Source organism: Pseudomonas sp. xss_4 (assembly GCF_043104125.1).
In the GTDB taxonomy this organism is placed as follows: Bacteria; Pseudomonadota; Gammaproteobacteria; order Pseudomonadales; family Pseudomonadaceae; genus Aquipseudomonas; species Aquipseudomonas parafulva_B.
Genome location: NZ_JBICKJ010000018.1, coordinates 78,353 through 94,890, shown reverse-complemented (window position 1 = coordinate 94,890; position 16,538 = coordinate 78,353). Strand labels below are relative to the sequence as shown.

14 protein-coding genes and 1 pseudogene are annotated in these 16,538 nt (G+C 63.1%); 4 read left to right on the top strand and 11 right to left on the bottom strand.

Going from position 1 to position 16,538, the window contains the following annotated elements; all coding sequences use genetic code 11:
• Positions 1 to 30: 30 nt before the first annotated feature.
• From aldA to ACF8GB_RS03565, 4 genes are all read right to left on the bottom strand, one after another.
• Positions 31 to 1,464, bottom strand: a complete 1,434-nt coding sequence (gene aldA / locus ACF8GB_RS03580; protein ID WP_058639297.1) for an aldehyde dehydrogenase — start codon at positions 1,462 to 1,464, stop codon at positions 31 to 33.
• A 7-nt stretch (positions 1,465 to 1,471) separates the two neighbouring features.
• The gene (locus ACF8GB_RS03575) at positions 1,472 to 3,595 is read right to left on the bottom strand and encodes a PQQ-dependent dehydrogenase, methanol/ethanol family (protein WP_392526596.1); all 2,124 of its coding nucleotides are present in this window, start codon (positions 3,593 to 3,595) and stop codon (positions 1,472 to 1,474) included.
• Positions 3,596 to 3,835: 240 nt separating this feature from the next.
• A complete protein-coding gene (locus ACF8GB_RS03570; RefSeq protein WP_058639250.1) occupies positions 3,836 to 4,540 on the bottom strand; it encodes a TraX family protein in 705 nt (234 codons plus the stop codon).
• 6 nt (positions 4,541 to 4,546) lie between these two features.
• Positions 4,547 to 5,620: a metal-dependent hydrolase gene (locus ACF8GB_RS03565; RefSeq protein ID WP_392526594.1), complete on the bottom strand. Its 1,074-nt coding sequence runs from the start codon at positions 5,618 to 5,620 to the stop codon at positions 4,547 to 4,549.
• A gap of 223 nt (positions 5,621 to 5,843) precedes the next feature.
• On the opposite strand from ACF8GB_RS03565, the gene ACF8GB_RS03560 reads away from it, so the two are divergent.
• A complete protein-coding gene (locus ACF8GB_RS03560; RefSeq protein WP_058604556.1) occupies positions 5,844 to 6,788 on the top strand; it encodes an alpha/beta hydrolase in 945 nt (314 codons plus the stop codon).
• On the opposite strand, the gene ACF8GB_RS03555 is transcribed toward ACF8GB_RS03560, so the two are convergent.
• The gene (locus ACF8GB_RS03555; protein WP_058639248.1) at positions 6,739 to 7,470 is read right to left on the bottom strand and encodes a hypothetical protein; all 732 of its coding nucleotides are present in this window, start codon (positions 7,468 to 7,470) and stop codon (positions 6,739 to 6,741) included. The genes ACF8GB_RS03560 and ACF8GB_RS03555 overlap by 50 nt on opposite strands.
• A gap of 113 nt (positions 7,471 to 7,583) precedes the next feature.
• The gene (gene hisN, locus ACF8GB_RS03550) at positions 7,584 to 8,375 is read right to left on the bottom strand and encodes a histidinol-phosphatase (RefSeq protein ID WP_392526554.1); all 792 of its coding nucleotides are present in this window, start codon (positions 8,373 to 8,375) and stop codon (positions 7,584 to 7,586) included.
• 214 nt (positions 8,376 to 8,589) lie between these two features.
• Between hisN and ACF8GB_RS03545 the strand changes: the two genes are divergently transcribed.
• On the top strand, positions 8,590 to 8,763 hold the full coding sequence (locus ACF8GB_RS03545) for a hypothetical protein (protein WP_230375251.1): 174 nt from the start codon (positions 8,590 to 8,592) through the stop codon (positions 8,761 to 8,763).
• A 120-nt stretch (positions 8,764 to 8,883) separates the two neighbouring features.
• Here ACF8GB_RS03545 and ACF8GB_RS03540 read toward each other — a convergent pair.
• Positions 8,884 to 8,992, bottom strand: a pseudogene (locus ACF8GB_RS03540) (AMP-binding protein); the annotation flags it as partial.
• 166 nt (positions 8,993 to 9,158) lie between these two features.
• Between ACF8GB_RS03540 and ACF8GB_RS03535 the strand changes: the two are divergent.
• Positions 9,159 to 11,294 (top strand): TonB-dependent siderophore receptor, encoded by a 2,136-nt coding sequence (locus ACF8GB_RS03535; RefSeq protein WP_196121802.1) that lies wholly within the window; start codon positions 9,159 to 9,161, stop codon positions 11,292 to 11,294.
• Between the two features lie 51 nt (positions 11,295 to 11,345).
• Here the strand turns inward: ACF8GB_RS03535 and ACF8GB_RS03530 are convergent, their stop codons facing one another.
• Together ACF8GB_RS03530 and ACF8GB_RS03525 are read right to left on the bottom strand one after the other, a co-directional pair.
• Positions 11,346 to 11,867 carry an acyloxyacyl hydrolase gene (locus ACF8GB_RS03530; RefSeq protein ID WP_058604547.1) on the bottom strand — a complete coding sequence of 174 codons (522 nt, stop codon included), beginning with the start codon at positions 11,865 to 11,867 and terminating at the stop codon, positions 11,346 to 11,348.
• Positions 11,868 to 12,233: 366 nt separating this feature from the next.
• Complete coding sequence (locus tag ACF8GB_RS03525) at positions 12,234 to 13,103, bottom strand: LysR family transcriptional regulator (RefSeq protein ID WP_058639239.1); 870 nt, start codon at positions 13,101 to 13,103, stop codon at positions 12,234 to 12,236.
• Positions 13,104 to 13,209: 106 nt separating this feature from the next.
• Here ACF8GB_RS03525 and ACF8GB_RS03520 point away from each other — a divergent pair, with 106 nt between their 5' ends.
• Complete coding sequence (locus ACF8GB_RS03520) at positions 13,210 to 14,595, top strand: aldehyde dehydrogenase family protein (protein ID WP_196125511.1); 1,386 nt, start codon at positions 13,210 to 13,212, stop codon at positions 14,593 to 14,595.
• Between the two features lie 315 nt (positions 14,596 to 14,910).
• On the opposite strand, the gene ACF8GB_RS03515 is transcribed toward ACF8GB_RS03520, so the two are convergent.
• Positions 14,911 to 16,077 carry an OmpA family protein gene (locus ACF8GB_RS03515; RefSeq protein ID WP_197844449.1) on the bottom strand — a complete coding sequence of 389 codons (1,167 nt, stop codon included), beginning with the start codon at positions 16,075 to 16,077 and terminating at the stop codon, positions 14,911 to 14,913.
• Positions 16,078 to 16,088: 11 nt separating this feature from the next.
• On the bottom strand, positions 16,089 to 16,535 hold the full coding sequence (gene tssE, locus ACF8GB_RS03510) for a type VI secretion system baseplate subunit TssE (protein ID WP_392526553.1): 447 nt from the start codon (positions 16,533 to 16,535) through the stop codon (positions 16,089 to 16,091).
• Between the last annotated feature and the right edge of the window lie 3 nt (positions 16,536 to 16,538).

The following is a 16,538-nucleotide window of genomic DNA, read 5'->3' as shown; positions in this document are numbered from 1 at the left end:
TGACGGCGGGGCACTGGCAACTGCCGAGCTTCAACCCTGGATGTAGACCACCTGCGTGCGCGTGTACTCATAGAGCCCATGCTTACCGTCGGCCCCGCCTATGCCCGACTTGCGGGCCCCGGCGTGGAAGCCTTGCATGGCCTCGAAGTTTTCGCGGTTGATGTAGGTCTCGCCAAAGTCGATTTCCCGGCATGCCTTGAGCGCGGCGTTCAGATCGCGGGTATAGAGCGACGAGGTCAGCCCGTACTCGCTGTCGTTGGCCAGGGCAATGGCTTCGTCCAGGTCCTCCACCACCTGGATCGGTAATACCGGCCCGAAGATTTCCTTGCGCATGATCTCCATGTCGCCCGCGCAGCCTGCCAGCACGGTGGGCTGATAATGAAAACCGCTGCCAAGGTCGGCCACCTGCCCGCCCGTGACCACCTGCGCGCCCTGGGCCTGGGCGGTGCGCACCATCTGCGCCACCTTGTCCAGGCCGGCCTGGTTGATCAGCGGCCCCATGTGCAGGTCCTCCTGCGTCGATGGGTCCCCATAGCGCGTGGCGGCCATCGCCTGGGCCACCTGATCGATGAACCGATCAGCCACCTGGCGCGCCACGTACACGCGCTCTGCGCAGTTGCACACCTGTCCGGTGTTGATCACCCGCGAGGCGACGATCGCGTTCACTGCCAGGTTCAGGTCGGCATCGGCCAACACGATGGCAGGCGCCTTGCCGCCCAGTTCCAAGTTCAGCTTGGTGATGTTCGGCGCCGCCGCTGCCATGATCCGTGCACCGGTCGCCACACTGCCGGTGAAACTCACCATATCCACGCCGGGGTGACTGGACAGGCCGTGGCCCACGGCGGCGCCTGTGCCGCCGACCACGTTGAACACCCCGGGTGGCAGGCCGGTTTCGGCCACCAGCCGGGCGAACGCGTAGCAGTTGATCGGGGTTTCCTCACTGGGCTTGACCACGATGGTGTTGCCGGTGATGAGCGCCGGCGCCATCTTGCGGGCGATCAGGAAGAACGGGAAGTTCCACGGCAGAATGCCTGCCACCACGCCCACCGGTTTGCGCATGAGAAACACATGCTCGGCCTGACGGTCGCTGGTCAACACCTCACCTTCCAGGCGCCGCGCCCACTCGGCCATGTAGTCCAGATAATCGGCCGTGAAGCCGACTTCCACCTGGGCCAGAGCCGGGACCTTGCCGCCTTCCAGGGTAATGGTCCGGGCCAGCTGGTCGGCATTGGCCCGTATCCGGCTCGCGATAGCACGCAGGTAGCCCGCGCGTTCCTGCGCAGGCCGGGCTGCCCAGGCCTTCTGAGCCCGGCGTGCCGCGCTCACGGCCTGGTCGACCTGAGCCTGCGAGGACTCAGGCACGCGACCGAGCAACTGGCCGTTGGCCGGGTTATGGACCTCAAGCAAGGCTTCACCGGGTTCGAACCGGTTGTCGATGAAGTTCTGGTAGACCGAATCGTTCATGGGCATTTCACTCCTGTGGTGCATTGTCAGCCAGCGATGAAGGGCTTGCCGGGCGGGCGCTGAACCGCTTCCAGACCTCGCCCTCCTCCTGCAAGTCGTGGGCACGCTTGATCAGGTACTGATGGACCTGCTCGACCTGCTCGGGGTTGAGGTTGTCGGCGAACGAGGGCATGCCATCGGGCACCCTGCCGCCGTAGAGAATCCCGAGGAACATCTGGTGCTTGTCGGCGCTCAGCTTGCGCAGGTCCGGCAGTACCCCGCCGCTGACCGCATGAATGCCGTGGCACTGGGAGCAGTTGCCGTCGTACAGCGCAGCGCCTGCGGCGACCGTCTCGGCGTTGGCCGTCAATGGCGGCGGCTTGGGCGCATCGGCAGGCGGGGCCGGCTCGCGCAGCTTGGCCGTGCCGCCCAACTTGTAGGTCAGCACCTGTGCGTAGGGCTGCACGCCTGCACGCAACGAGAGTGCCCCAGCGAATGTGGAAAACGCGCCGCCCCAGCCCGCCATGAAGGTGACGTATTGTTCACCGTCGACGGCATAGGTGATCGGTGCGGCCATCACGCCGCTGGCTGCAGGCGCTTCCCACAGCTTCTTGCCGGTTTCGGCGGCATAGGCAATGACCCGGCCGTCGGCGCTGCCTTCGAACACCAGGTTGCCGGCCGTGCTCAAGGTGCCGCCATTGAAGATGGTGATGTACGGCACTTCCCAGGCAGGCGCCTGCTTGACCGGGTCCCAGGCGATCAGTTTGCCTGACCAGGTCTTGGCCATGTCCAGCAGCCCTTCGGCGCCTTCGGGCATCATGCCGGTACGCAGCCCCAGCTGATAGACGCTTTTGAACGGGTTGCGCTTGGGCGCTTCGGGCACGTGCTCGTAGTAGGCGGACATGATGTGGGCCGGGATGTACACCAGCCCCGTCTGCGGGTTGTACGACATCGGGTGCCAGTCGTGCGCCCCCCAGAACGCCGGGGTCACCAGTTTGCGCTTGCCGTCCTTCCAGTAGGCCGCCGCCTCGTCATCGACGATGGGCCGGCCAGTCTTCATGTCGATGCCCTTGGCCCAGTTCACCGGCACGATGTTCTTGGCCGACAGCAACTCGCCGGTTTCCCGGTCCAGCACGTAGAAGAAGCCATTCTTGGGCGCCTGCATCAGCACCTTGCGCGGCTTGCCGTCGATGGGCAGCTCGGCCAGGATCATGTGTTGGGTGGCCATGAAGTCCCAGGCGTCGCCGGGCGTGGTCTGGTAGTGCCAGGCGTACTCGCCGGTATCGGCATTCACCGCCACGATCGAGGACAGGAACAGGTTGTCGCCCTTGGCCTGGCTGCGCCATTTGGGGTCCCACATCGCGCCGTTGCCCACGCCGATGTACAGCAGGTTCAACTGCGGGTCATAGGCGAAGGAATCCCAGGCTGTCCCGCCGCCCCCCCACTCGACGTAGGCATCCCCGTGCCAGGTCTTGCTGGCGATCTGCATGGCCTTATCCTCAGGCGGTAGCTTCGGGTCGCCCGGTACGGTGTAGAACCGCCATGCCTGGCGGCCGGTCTCGGCGTCGTAGGCGGTCACATAGCCACGCACGCCGAATTCGGCGCCGCCATTGCCAATCACCACCTTGCCGTTGACCACCCGCGGCGCACCGGTGATGGTGTAGCTGCGCGTGGTATCGGCGCGGGTGTCGACCGACCACACCCGCTTGCCGGTCTTGGCGTCGATGGCCTCCAGGCGACCGTCGAGCACACCGACGTAGACCTTGCCCTGCCACACGGCCACGCCCCGGTTGACCGCATCGCAGCAGGCCTCGCCCGCACGGTTGCGGTCGGACTGCGGGTCGTACTTCCACAGCAGCTGGCCGTTGCGCGCATCCAGCGCGTACACCACCGAGAACGGCCCCGTGGTGTACATCACCCCATCGACCACGATGGGAGTCGCCTCCACACCGCGGTCCAGGTCGAGCTTGTAGCTCCACGCCAGCCCTAGCTGGCTGACGTTGCTCTGGTCGATGGTCTTGAGGGGGCTGAAGCGTTGCTCGTCGTACGTGCGGCCATGGCTCATCCAGTTGCCGGGCTCTTTGTCCGCATCGATGATGCGTTGCCCATCGACACCGGCGGCAAAGGCCAGGGGTGTCCAACTGAGGGCCATGGCCAGGCAGCCGAGTGCAAGGCGTTGGGGGCCTGATCGATTCATGCGCTGTTCTCCGTTCTTGTTATGGCGACGCTGCGACGAGCGTCATTCCAGGCAAGAGCAACGGCTGTGCCAAACCGCCGGCTGAGGGCCGGAGATACCGCGGTAGAGCCTTTGGCCGTCAGTGAGCAGGGGCCGGATACGGGCGAATGCTCGACACAGTTGCGTCAACCTTGGGTCAAAGGTGGAACAGGTGTGTCACAGCTGAAGAATGCCCGCAGCTTTGATCAGCAAAAGGTGCAGCGGGTAGAACCCATAGCCCCAGCGACCCACTGCCGGCACGCGACGCCATCGGCTGTGCAACAGGCCGTTGCCGACCGGGATGGCCACGGCGGCAACCGTCAGCGTGACCCAGGTGAAGGGGGCGCTCAGGTGCGTCATCAACCAGCTGTTGGTCAAGTTGCCGGCAACCGCCGACAGGCACGGCACAAGCCACATTCGGCCCCCGTAGCGGTGGCCAAGCACGCAAACGGCGGGTAGCAGCACCCCTGGCAGGCCGTACATCAGGTACGGGCTGCCAGCCCAACCTGCGCCCAGCGCGACCAGCCCCAGCAGCCGCGTTGCCAACTGGGTATGCTGCACGCCCCAGGCCAGCAGCAGGCCCAACAACAGCGTCGGCATGATGCTGAACGTGGTCGAGCCGCTGTCCAGCCAGCGGTAAGCGGGCTCGGACAGCACCGTGAACAGCAGCATCAGCCCCAGGTACCGCCCGTGGTGGCGATCAAGCAACGTGTCAGGCCCGCGCCGCACCACGTTCATGGCCATGGCCAGGCAAAAGAGCGGAAACGCCAGTCGGCCAACCACGAACAGGCCGTGGGCCTGCGGCCAGAGAAAGCGCAGGTGGTCAGCGACCATCGCCAGCATCGCGACCCACTTCACCAGGTCCAGCCCGCCTGAGCGCATGGGGGGCTACTCCACCTGGCCTTGCCCTGGCGTTGCAATGCGTGCGGTCCAGGCGGCCAAGGGCAGCGGGGGTTGCTGGAAGACGATGCGGCGCCAGATCAACCTCAGTGCCTGCCCGTCGAACAGATCGCGCGGGCCGCTGACGGTGTGCACGGCCGGCTGCTGCGTCTGCCAGCGGCCCTGCTCGCCCTTCCGTGCCATGTCGAAGCGGAATGTGTAGTTGCCCGGCGTACCCATGCGCAGGTCGGTCACCACCAGCCGGTCGCCGACCTGGTCGTAGCGCAGCCAGTCGTCGGTGAACCAGCGCAGCCGCTGGTGCAGCGGATCGTTTGCCAACACCTGGGCCAATGACAGGTTGCGGTTCAGGCGCAGCATCTCTGGCGACTGGCGGTCCAACAGGCTACTGACCCCTTCGTAATAGACGCCGTCCGGCGCTTTGGCCAAGACCCGCCAGACCAGGCTGTTAAACGCCATGGGCACTGCCCGAACCTCGCTCACAGTCACGCCCTTGGCATCGAGCGCGGCCTGGAAACGGTGTTCTGCCAGGGTACGGCTGGCAAGGCCCAAGCCCAGGTACGTGGTGCTCAAAACCAGCGCCACGGCCATGAACCGTAGTGCGCGGGCATGGGTGCCACGCACGGTGGCGTAGGCCACCGCCACCAGCAACGGTACGGTATACACAGGATCGATGATGAACACGGCCGCCCAGCTTTGCGGGGTCACGTGCAAGGGCCAGAGCAGCTGGGTGCCGTACACGGTGAACGCGTCGAGCACAGGGTGGGTCACCAAGACCAGCCAGAACGTCAGGAATAAGCGGGACAGCGTATAGCCTTTGTCCGGCCAGGCCCTGTTCACCAGCCATGCCAGAAGCGCTGCCAGCGCGGTCAGGACGAACACTGAATGGGAAAAGCCGCGGTGGTAGGTCATCTGCGAGACCGGGTCGGCGTAGCGGATGATCACGTCCAGGTCCGGCAGTGTGGCCAGCGCAGCGCCGTAGACCAGGGCCCGACGGCCCTGAATGCGCCCCAACAATGTGCCTTGCAACGCAGCGCCGAGAACGGCTTGGGTTATCGAGTCCAAAACAAAGCCTTCGTCAGGAGGGTGTCGGGCCACGCTACCTGCTTGCGGGGCGCTTGCGCAATCGGCGCACCGTGCGCACGCTCGCGCTGGAAACAGCTTGCAAAGAAGCTGACCCGCCGGCGGGTAATATTTCTTACATATGACCTGCAGCATTTGATAGAACTACGCCACGCTTCTTGTACGCTCCCGCGCCTTGACCACTTTCGAGACCCCCAAACTCCGTATGTCTACCCGGTTGTTCTCCGCCCTACGCCGCCGTTGGTTCAGCTGGCTGTGCGCTGCCACCTTGGTGCTCGCCCTGCCCGCCGGGTGCTCGGTCTTACAGCACAAGGAACGCGAGCTGGTGTTTCGCATCGAGCCCGGCCAGGCCAGCTGGTTCCATGGCCTGCCCGGCGGTGTTCAGGAGCTGGACCTGCGCCCGCGTACCTTCGCCGAGAACCAGAGCCTGCATGCCTGGTGGTGGCCCGCAAAACGCGCCGATGCCCCGGCCATTCTTTACCTGCACGGTGTGCGCTGGAACCTTACGGGCCAGCTGTTTCGCATCGAGCAGCTGCACGCCATGGGTTATTCGGTGCTGGCGGTGGACTATCGCGGCTTTGGTCGCAGCCGAGGGGATTTGCCTTCGGAAGCCACCGTGTACGAGGACGCTCGCGTGGCTTGGGAGCGTTTTGCCCAACTGCAACCTGATGCCAGCAAACGCCTGATCTATGGGCACTCCCTGGGTGGGGCCGTGGCGGTCGACCTGGCGCGCACGCTTACCCGTGAAGCCCGAGACACGCGCACCAGCGCCCCGGCGCGAGGGCTGATCCTGGAGTCCACGTTCACCTCGTTGGGCGATGTGGCAGGCGTGGTCGCCAATACATCGCTGCCGGTGCGCTGGCTGCTGTCGCAGAAATTCGACTCGCTGGGCAAGATCGGCGACATCGACCTGCCGGTGCTGCTGGTCCATGGCCTGGACGACCGCTACGTGCCCTCGCGTTTCAGCCAGCAGCTGTTCGAGGCCGCGCGCGAGCCCAAGACGCTGTTGCTGGTGCCGGGTGCAACGCACAACAACAGCATGAGCCTGGCCGGGCAGCGTTACCGCAAGGCCATCCAGGCCCTGCTCCAGGCGCAGCAGGTCACTGTACCGGCAGGAAATTCATCAGCAGCAGGCTTTGCGCATAATTGAGGCCGATACGGCGGTAACGCTCGTCGAGCAGCTCGGCCAGCAGGTCGAGGCGGGCAACCACCTTGCCGAACTCCACGGCAAAACTCAGGTTGCTGCCCTCCTCCGAAATTTCATTGGAGAACAGCAACAACACACCGTTGGCGTCCTGCCGCTGGCTCAGCATCCAGGTGGCTTTTTCGATGTTGCGCGCGGCGTTGTTGATGAACAACGGGTCGAGGGTGTCGGTCATGTAGAACGCGGTGCGCCCACCGTGGGCGGTGATCAGCATACTGCCGATGGCGTAGATGAACGCACCCACTCGATCACCGCGAAACTCCGGGCTCAAGGCATAACTCAAGGCAGCCAGGTCACGTCGATTGCCCAGTTGCGCCAGGGGTTGGCGCTGCTCGATGGCCAGGCGGATCTGGCGCTCGGCCGTGGCCGCGTCCAGGTAGCCTGAACGTTGCAACTGGTTGGGATTGCGCAGGTACAGCTTGTTCATCAGCAGGTAGAGGCTTTGCAGGTTGTCGCGCATCGACAAGGTGGCCAGGCGGTCCACACTGGTCTGGAACAGCTCGCTGGGTTTGCCTTCGCCCAGCTGGTTGACGATGTCGCGCCCCTGCTGCTGGGTGCAGGCGCACAGGCTGGCCAGGGAGCCTGCCAACAGCAGGCGAACTATCGTGGAGCAACTGCACACTACCATCGGCACCGCTTCATTTTCGGCGGCCACCGCGGGGATCGCGGCGGCCTGGGCCTAGCATAGAGCCCCGAAAGCCAAAAAAGTGCGGCAAGCGCCAGTCCGTGCAGTGACCTGAATTACATCGCGCCGCGCAGCAGCTCCACGACCTGGGCATGCAGGGCCGGGTCACCACAGGCCACCACGCAACCGCCCTGCTGCGCGCTGCTGCCATCCCAGGCGGTGATCACCCCACCTGCGCCCTCGATGATGGACATGAGCGCCTGCACGTCATAGGGCTGCAAGCTGGCTTCGACGATGACATCCACAAAGCCCGACGCCAGCATGCAATAGGCGTAGCAATCGCCACCGTAGCGCATCAGCCGCGCCTGGCTGGCCACGTGCTCGAACGCAGCCTTGCGCGCAGGCGTATCGAACATGTCAGGGGTGGTGCACATCAGCGTGGCCGCTGCCAGTTCCTTGCAGGCGCGGGTCTTGAGCGCTCGCGTGCCCGACCAGGCACCTTCGGGCGTGCCGATGAACCGTTCGCCGGTAAAGGGCTGGTTCATCACCCCCACGACTGGCCGGGTACCGTCGTTGAGCGCGATCAGCGTGCCCCACAACGGCAGGCCGGTGATGAAGGCACGGGTGCCGTCGATCGGGTCGAGCACCCAGGTCAACGGGCTGCTGCCCACGGCCACGCCCGCCTCTTCACCGAGAATGCCATGGTCTGGATAGCGCGCCTGGATCCGCTCGCGCATCGCGTCCTCGGCCGCCTTGTCGGCGACGGTGACCGGGTCGTACAAGCGACCGCCTTTGTCCTCGACCTCCAGGCTTGCACGAAAGTAAGGCGTGATGGCCGCGCTCGCAGCATCGGCCAACTGCTCGGCAAACTCACGAAACTCGGCAATCTGTTCGGCGCTCAGGGGCATGGAAATGGGGCCTTGTGCTAGTCAGGGAGGCGGCATGATAGCAAACCCGCTGATCGGCATGGCGCCCACAAAACAATATCAATATGGCATCATTGAGCCTTGATTTAGCCAGGACTCGCTCGTTGTACTAGCATACCTGTCACGCACCGATGCCGACCCAGGATGAGGGCTTGCACCACAGCCGGGCTTCTGCCCTGGCCTCAAGGACGATTCGATGAGCATCAATTCCATTTATCCGCAGATCGGCAAGATCATTGCCAGCATCCTGATGGCGACCTGGGCCAAGCGCAAATTGGGCGCAGTGCCAGTCCACCAGGTTGGCCAACATGCGTTGCTCGACCATCACCCCTTGGGTTGGCCGTTGGAGCCAGAGGTAGAGATGACGTAGTCCAAATCCGTACTCGTTTGTGGTGCGAATGAGAAGCTGGCTACGGGCCCGGTAGGCCACGACGGGTTGTCCAGTTCGATCTGTGGCCTGCCGTGCTTGGGCAGCGCGGTGCGAACCGCGAAAGGGTCAGGACCACGTGCGGGGCGCTGTCCTGCAACAGGTAAGCGATACGCTCTGCCGGGTGAGCCGGATCGATCGGCACGTAAGCGCCGCCTGCCTTGAGCACCGCAGCCTGACCAAATGGATGGCAGCTGGCTAGCGACCTGCTCATTACCGCCTGCGCATACAGAGCACAGGTGTAAACCGAAACAGATGCATTTGATAATGATTCGTAGTATTTTTCGCGGCGCGGTTAAACCTCCAACATCAGCGCCCTACTTAGGATCGTACTGTCGATGCGTCGCACGTTCGTCTCGCTTTGTGTACTTCACGCCGTTTCTCCCCTGGCGTTTGCCGACCCGGCCTCCCCGCCCGACACCGCGCAAATCGAACTTCAAGCCTTGAGCATTACCGGCAGTGCCGACGCCGAGCGGGCCGATGGCCCGGTCGAGGGGTACAAGGCCAGTCGCTCGGCCAGCGCCACGCGCACTGACACCGCACTGCACGAGACGCCTCAGTCGGTCAGCGTGGTGCCCAAGGATGTCCTGCAGGATACTGGCGCCACGCGCCTGCAGGACGGGCTCGATTATGCCGGCGGCGTAGGCCGTGCCAACAACTTCGGCGGCCAGGGCCTTACCACCTTCACGGTGCGCGGCTTTACCACTGGCGAGTTCTACCGCAACGGGTTCCCGATCAACCGGGGCTACCCCAACGCGCCCGACGCCAACACGGTCGAGCGCCTGGAAGTCATCCGCGGCCCGGCCAGCAGCCTGTATGGCCGTGGCGATCCGGGGGGCACCTTCAACGTGGTCAGCAAGCAACCCCTACCAGACCCTAAAGTGACCCTGGGCAGTCAGTTCGACGACCAAGGCATGCACCGCGCTACCCTCGATGCCACCGGGCCGCTGAACGAGGATGGCTCCGTGGCCTACCGGCTCAATGTGCTGGGCGAAGGCGGCGACAGCTTCCGTGACGATGTGCAGGGCGAGCGCTATGACGTAGCGCCAGTACTCAGCTGGCAGGTCAACGACAGCACCAAGGTGGTGTTCGAAGGCGACTTCATGCGCAACAACCACCCCCTCGACCGTGGCCTGACCCGCTACGCTAGCCAACCGCGCAGTGCCTCGCGGGACACCTACATCTGGGAAAAGGGCAGTGACAACCTGCTGCACAACGACAACAACATGGCCCAGGTACGCTTCGAGCATCTGCTCAACCAGGACTGGACGCTGGCTGGCGGTTTCCAGTTCCTCGATGGCAGCCTGCACGGCAACGCCGTGGAGGCCAACAAGGCCCCGGTGGATGGCCGCACCCTGGAGCGTAACTTCAACTGGCGCAAGCTGCAGTGGACCGACCGGGACTGGCAACTGAACCTGACGGGGCACTTCGACACAGGCGCGTTCAGCCACACCTTGCTGACCGGCGTCGAATACGAGAACTACGATTACAACTCCATCATCCAGCGCTCCTCGGCGCGCGATGGTACCTACCCCATCGATATCTATCACCCGGTACTGGGCCAGCCTCGCCCTGCCCTGACGCGCACCACCACCTGGGACAAGGAGAACCTGCAAACCTGGGCGTTCTTCATTCAGGACCAAGTGGCCCTGACCGAACGTCTCAAGGCGCTGGCCGGGGTACGCCTGGAGCGCTTCGAGCATGACTACGACGACAAGATGCCCACCAACCGCGACTTCAGCAAAGGGGAAAATGGCGTCACGCCGCGCGTTGGGCTGATCTACGACCTGACCGATACCCTGGCGGTGTACGCCAATACCGCGCGCTCGTTCAAGCCCAACACCGGCACGCCCGCCAGCGGTGGCGGCTTCGATCCGGAAAAGGGCAAGTCTTATGAGCTGGGGTTGAAGTGGGCGTCGCTCGATGGCCAGCTGAGCGCGGATGCCGCGGTCTATCACATCATCAAGGAAAATGTCCTGGCCAACGATCCAAGCGACCCTACCAACACCTTCAAGGTGGCCGCAGGCCAAGTGCGCAGCCGCGGGCTGGATATCAATGTGGCAGGCAACCTGACCCCCGAATGGCGCGTCATCGGTGGCTATTCCTATGTCGACGCCGAAGTCACCAAGGACACCAGCCTGCCCAGCGGTACGCGCCTTGCCAATATCCCGCGCAATACCTTCAGCCTGCTGAACACCTACGAGTTTCAGGACGGTTTGGCCAAGGGGCTCGGGTTGGGCGTTGGGGTGAAGTATGTGGATGACCGCGCCGGCCAGACCGCAACCACCACCTACACCATGGAGCGCTACAGCGTGGTGGACCTGCTGAGCTTCTACAAGGTGAACGAGCACGTACGCCTGAACCTGGACGTGAAGAACCTGTTCAACAAGGGCTATGACGAAGGCTCGTTCAACACCTACGCCTATCCCGGCGCGCCGCGTACGGTGCAGGCCGGGGTGGCCTACACCTTCTGACAGGCACTCGACCGGCTCGGCGGCAACGCAGCCGCCGAGCCGGGCTGTTCATCAGAAGCCTTTGCTGTAGAACAGCGAGTACGACTCGATGCCATCGTTAGGCTGGCGGATGCCGGCGTTGGAGTAATGGATGGCGCGGATGCCGACCTTCTGCTCCGACGGCAACTTCAAGCCCAGGCCAATACGGTCTTCGAAGTTGAAGGACGAGCCCAGGCGCTGGTCGCCGACACGGGTCTTGGAAAATGCCGCGATACCGATACCCGCTTCGATGTAGGGGGTGTAGGTGAAGCCGCTGAACTCATAGGTGAACACCGGGCTGAAGGACAGCGAGTGGGCACCGCTGGCGTCACCGCCTTCCCAATAGGTGTAGCCCGCGTCCCAGTAGCCGGTCAGGTGACCAACACTGGTTTCGAACCACTGCTTGTCCCAGTCGAAGGACAAGCCTGCACGGTAGGTCATGTCGCCTTGGCTGGTAACACCGACAGCGCCGGAAACCTGAGCAGCCTGGGCCAGGTTCGCCCCGGCGAAGGCCAGCACGGCGGCAGCCAACGAAGCAGCGATACGGGATTTCATCTATGACATCTCCTGATGGTAAGTGCGACAGCTGGAAGTCTGGACCCTGGGTCAGTCGGTTGCATCAGCCTGCTGAGCATCGACTGGACGGCCTGGGGCTTTGACCTCTCGAAATTTTTGGTAACCGAATCTCATGTTTCGGTCACACGATGTAATAATTGCCGGATTATGGTCAGTTGTATAGGAACTTGGAAGTAGATTGCTATCACTTCTCGTGTTCCTTAGCCGTTTACTACTTGGATTGGGCTGGATAGGCGCGCTAGACCGCTTTCCATATCCAAGGCCCTGGCATAGTGGTCCAACGCATCGAGCCGGCAACGGATGCCTAGACTGGTCACTGTCAGAATCGTTCAAAATCATTTTGAATCAGGTAGATGAGATACTTTCTTCAAGTAGATTCACGAACGTTGACAAGCTGCGCGAGACCGTTCCACGGCGCCAGACCAGCCAGGTCTTGAGGTAACGGAAGTCTTCAGACATCGGCCAGGCACTGACCGTGCTGCACCCTGGCATGTTCTCCAGCATCGTGCGCGGCATCATGGCCAAGCCTGCACCGGCACTGACGCACGCCAACATGCCATGGTAGGACTCCATTTCGTGGATCTTGCGTGGGACGGCCTGATCGTTGACGAACCAGTTCTCGAAATGGTGCCGGTACGAGCAGTTGGCGCGAAAGGCGTAGATGTTTTCGCCGTTCACGTCTTGCGCCCGGGTCACGGGCGCGTGGTTGAGGGGCGCGATGATCACCATCTCTTCTTCGAAGACCGGCATGCCCTCCAAGGTCGGGTGCAAGACCGGCCCGTCGATGAACGCGGCCACCAGCCGACCCGACAGAACACCCTCTAGCATGGTGCCGGATGGTCCCGTGGACAGATCCAGGTCCACCTTGGGATAGCGCTGGTTGTAGGCTGCCAGCACGGCCGGGATGCGCACCGCCGCGGTGCTTTCGAGCGAGCCCAGTGCGAACGTGCCCTGCGGATCCTCCCCTGCCACCGTGCTGCGCGCCTCCTGGACCAAGTCGAGGATGCGCCGGGTGTACTCCAGAAAATTCCAGCCGGCCGGGGATAAGCGCAGGCGGCTTTTTTCGCGAATGAACAGGTCTACGCCCAAGTCCTCTTCCAGTTGCTTGATGCGCGTGGTCAGGTTGGAGGGCACCCGGTGGATATGCTGCGCCGCTGCACTGATGCTGCCTTGCTCGGCGACTGCCTTGAACATCTCAAGTTGTATCAGGTCCACGGCTTTCTCCGAACGTGAATGAGTGGCTCATTATTATTCAGTTTTCATTAAATCCCTAGCCCACTAGGCTGAGCCCACTGCATACCTACAGCGAGAGTGTCCCGCCATGAATGCGATCAGCAGCCAGACCCACGCCATCTCCCTTGACCCGTACACCGGCGAACAGATCGGCGCCTACCCGTTCGACACCGATGCCGCGCTCGAAGCTGCGCTAACGCGGGCCAAGCATGGCTACGGCCAGTGGAGCCGGCTGTCGGCCGATCAGCGCAGCGAGCACCTCCTGGCGCTGGCCACTGCCCTGGAGACTCAGGCAGAGACGTTTGCCCAGATGATCAGCCGCGAAATCGGCAAACCCATCACCCAGGCCCGTGGTGAAGTCAGCAAGTGCGTGGGGCTATGCCGCTGGTACGCCGAGCACGGCCCCGCGATGCTCGCGCCTGAAGCGACCCAGGTCGAAAAAGCCCGCATCGAATACCGCCCGTTGGGCCCGATCCTGGCCGTGATGCCTTGGAACTTCCCCGTCTGGCAGGTGCTGCGCGGCGCGGTACCGGCGATTCTGGCGGGTAATACCTACGTGCTCAAGCATGCCCCCAATGTGATGGGCAGCGCCTACCTGCTGGACAAGCTGTTCAAGGATGCGGGCGTCCCGCAGGGTGTGTTCGAGGTGCTCAACGTGACACCGGACGGTGTGACTCGCGCCATCAACGACCCGCGCATTGCGGCGGTGACCTTGACCGGCAGCGTGCGCGCCGGCATGGCGATCGGTGCTCAAGCCGGTGCTGCGCTGAAGAAGTGCGTACTGGAACTGGGCGGCTCGGACCCTTTCATCGTGCTGGCCGATGCCGATCTGGATGCAGCCGTGCAGGCAGCAGTGATCGGGCGGTACCAGAACACCGGGCAGGTGTGCGCGGCCGCCAAGCGCTTTATCGTCGAGCAGAGCATCGCCGAGGCCTTCACGCGCAAGTTCGTTGAAGCAACGCAAGCCTTGAAGGTGGGCAACCCGCTTGAAGAGGCGACCTATATCGGCCCCATGGCCCGCTACGATTTGCGCGACGAGCTCGATGGCCAGGTGCAGGCCAGCCTTGCCGAGGGCGCTACGTTGTTGCTCGGCGGTCACAAGGTCGAGGGTGTGGCCAACGTTTACGCACCGACCGTGCTGGGGGATGTGACGCCGCAGATGACAGCCTTCAGGCAGGAACTGTTCGGCCCGGTTGCGGCGATCACCACCGCGCGGGATGCCGACCATGCCGTGGCGTTGGCCAACGACAGTGAGTTTGGCCTGGCCTCGACCATCTACACCGCCGACTATGCCTTGGCCGAGCGCATGACGTCGGCGCTGGAGACCGGTGCGGTGTTCATCAATGGCTACTGCGCTTCCGACCCCCGTGTCGCCTTCGGCGGGGTGAAGAAAAGCGGGTTCGGGCGTGAACTGTCGCATTTTGGCGTGCGTGAGTTCACCAATGTGCAGACGGTGTGGTTGGATCGCAACTGAGGCGCTGGCAGGCTTGGGTGCCGTGTTGCGGGGTTAGCTTCGCGTTTTACACCGTCGGGGGCCGCTGCGCGTCCCCATCGTGGTACAAGACCGCTCCACGCGAGCCGGTGGGTTTCATGTAAGGGGCAAGACAGTCACCCTAGACGCAGCGCCCGGCTCAGTGTTACGCGGTCCTTGTAGAAGCGGTCTTGCACCGCGACGGGCCGCGCAGCGGCCCCGGCGATCTAGAGTGCCCGCTGACTCCAGGATGCCCAGTACATCCTTGCGCACGTTACGCGCCTGCGAGTCTAGTTGCTAAATGGCCTGGATTAGCCATCATGCAGGCTCCTTTGCCCGAGTCGAACGCCCTACCGCCTCCAGCTCACCGCATGCATCTCGCTGAGGTACCAGGCGAATGTCCACCCGACGATTCTCTGCGCGGCCATTGAGGGTGTCATTGCTGCTGACCGGCTGACTGGCTGCAACACCTTGGACAGCGAAGCAACTGTCTGGAATATCGCCCATGCGCTGCATCCAGTCGCGAACAGCAGAGGCGCGGGCACGAGAAAGATCTAGATTCCTGGCAGCATCCCCCCGCGCATCCGCATGTCCGGAAATGACGATCAGCCAGCCTGGTTGAGCCTTGATTCCGACCAGAGCATTGATCAACAGCTTGGTTGAGCCGGGTTTGAGTTCAGCGCTGCCGGGATCGAACAGGATCAAGCTGTCGAGTTGGATAGGGTCAGACGGAGGGGGTTCTTCTGCTTGCCTGGCTGCCCACTCTTGCCAGCCTAACCACCCCAAGGACGCAATCGTGACCATCAATGTCAGCAACCATGGCAATACGACACGCTTGTGCACCGAAGGCTCGACAACGAATGTATAAGCCGCAGGCGCAGAAACGACAGCAGCCATGTGAGGCGTAATGGGAGGCTCAGCAACCGTCGCCCAGGATTGCAGCGCAAGCGGCATTGGCGCCGCTCGGCTTGCCGACACGCGTTGCAGAAGGCTGACTATCTGATTGCGCAAGACCTGCAGTGACACCAATGGCGCATGACCGAGGCGTTCCAAGCGATGCTCCAGCCGGTTCAGCTCGACAACCAGATTGCTCAGCACTGCCGAGTTTGACGTGCCCCACTCCACCCGGCGTACCCATGGATGCAATTGAGCAAACAGCCAAGCCAGGAGGTCGATACGAGCTGACGCCTGCACTGGCCACAAGTGCGGCCACTCATCGCTCAGTGTCCCGAGCAGCGCCACGCCTTCAGTCAAGCCCGCCAACCCTGTGCGGTAGCTGCGCGCAAGCACAAAAGCCACCGCGGTCTGCAGTTCAACCCCGTTCAGCTCGAATAGCCGCAGGCACAGCCCCTCGACTTTTGCCCAGTCCACGTCTGGGCAGGCAGGGTGATTGAGCTTTGCCAACTCACCGTGCAGCCTCTTGAACTCATCGAAGTCGCCCGGATTACCACCCAGGCGGACACGCATCTCAAAAAGCGTCGTCATCTGGCCCCCTGTCAGTTCCAGTGCACGGGAAGGTAGCCTTCCTGCTTGAGGTGACGTAACACAACCCAGCCTTCGACCCCGAGTGTGGTCCCAAAGAACGCCCTGCCGCCGCCCTTGATGAGTACGTCAAGGGCATAGTCAAGATGGCCAGGGCGGGACTGAGGCATTAGATGCACGCTCACCTGCGCCAGCCGTGGCTCATAACGGCGCAACGTTCGGGCGATGTTGTTCATCAAGCCATGGGCTGAAGCCGGTAGCCCTTGCAGCACCGTGCCCATATCTGGCAAACCATAGTCGGGCAGATGCGAGATTGAACCTGCACGGCTGTTGAGAATGCGTTGAATGTTGTCCAGCACCGAGAGGGTCAACTGGTCATCTTCATTCACCTGGCTCAGCGCTAGCTCACCGCGGAAGTTCTGCAACAGCATTTCGTAAAGAGAGGGACTGGTTTCAGGCATGCA

Bases quoted from the DNA above. Each gene is read 5' to 3' on its own strand.
- ACF8GB_RS03515 (WP_197844449.1), bottom strand. From the start codon at position 16,077: ATGACGACGCTTTTTGAGATGCGTGTCCGCCTGGGTGGTAATCCGGGC.
- hisN (WP_392526554.1), bottom strand. From the start codon at position 8,375: ATGCCCCTGAGCGCCGAACAGATTGCCGAGTTTCGTGAGTTTGCCGAG.
- ACF8GB_RS03520 (WP_196125511.1), top strand. From the start codon at position 13,210: ATGAATGCGATCAGCAGCCAGACCCACGCCATCTCCCTTGACCCGTAC.
- ACF8GB_RS03535 (WP_196121802.1), top strand. From the start codon at position 9,159: ATGCGTCGCACGTTCGTCTCGCTTTGTGTACTTCACGCCGTTTCTCCC.
- ACF8GB_RS03555 (WP_058639248.1), bottom strand. From the start codon at position 7,470: ATGGTAGTGTGCAGTTGCTCCACGATAGTTCGCCTGCTGTTGGCAGGC.
- ACF8GB_RS03545 (WP_230375251.1), top strand. From the start codon at position 8,590: ATGAGCATCAATTCCATTTATCCGCAGATCGGCAAGATCATTGCCAGC.
- ACF8GB_RS03560 (WP_058604556.1), top strand. From the start codon at position 5,844: ATGTCTACCCGGTTGTTCTCCGCCCTACGCCGCCGTTGGTTCAGCTGG.
- ACF8GB_RS03530 (WP_058604547.1), bottom strand. From the start codon at position 11,867: ATGAAATCCCGTATCGCTGCTTCGTTGGCTGCCGCCGTGCTGGCCTTC.
- ACF8GB_RS03570 (WP_058639250.1), bottom strand. From the start codon at position 4,540: ATGCGCTCAGGCGGGCTGGACCTGGTGAAGTGGGTCGCGATGCTGGCG.
- ACF8GB_RS03575 (WP_392526596.1), bottom strand. From the start codon at position 3,595: ATGGCCCTCAGTTGGACACCCCTGGCCTTTGCCGCCGGTGTCGATGGG.
- tssE (WP_392526553.1), bottom strand. From the start codon at position 16,535: ATGCCTGAAACCAGTCCCTCTCTTTACGAAATGCTGTTGCAGAACTTC.
- aldA (WP_058639297.1), bottom strand. From the start codon at position 1,464: ATGAACGATTCGGTCTACCAGAACTTCATCGACAACCGGTTCGAACCC.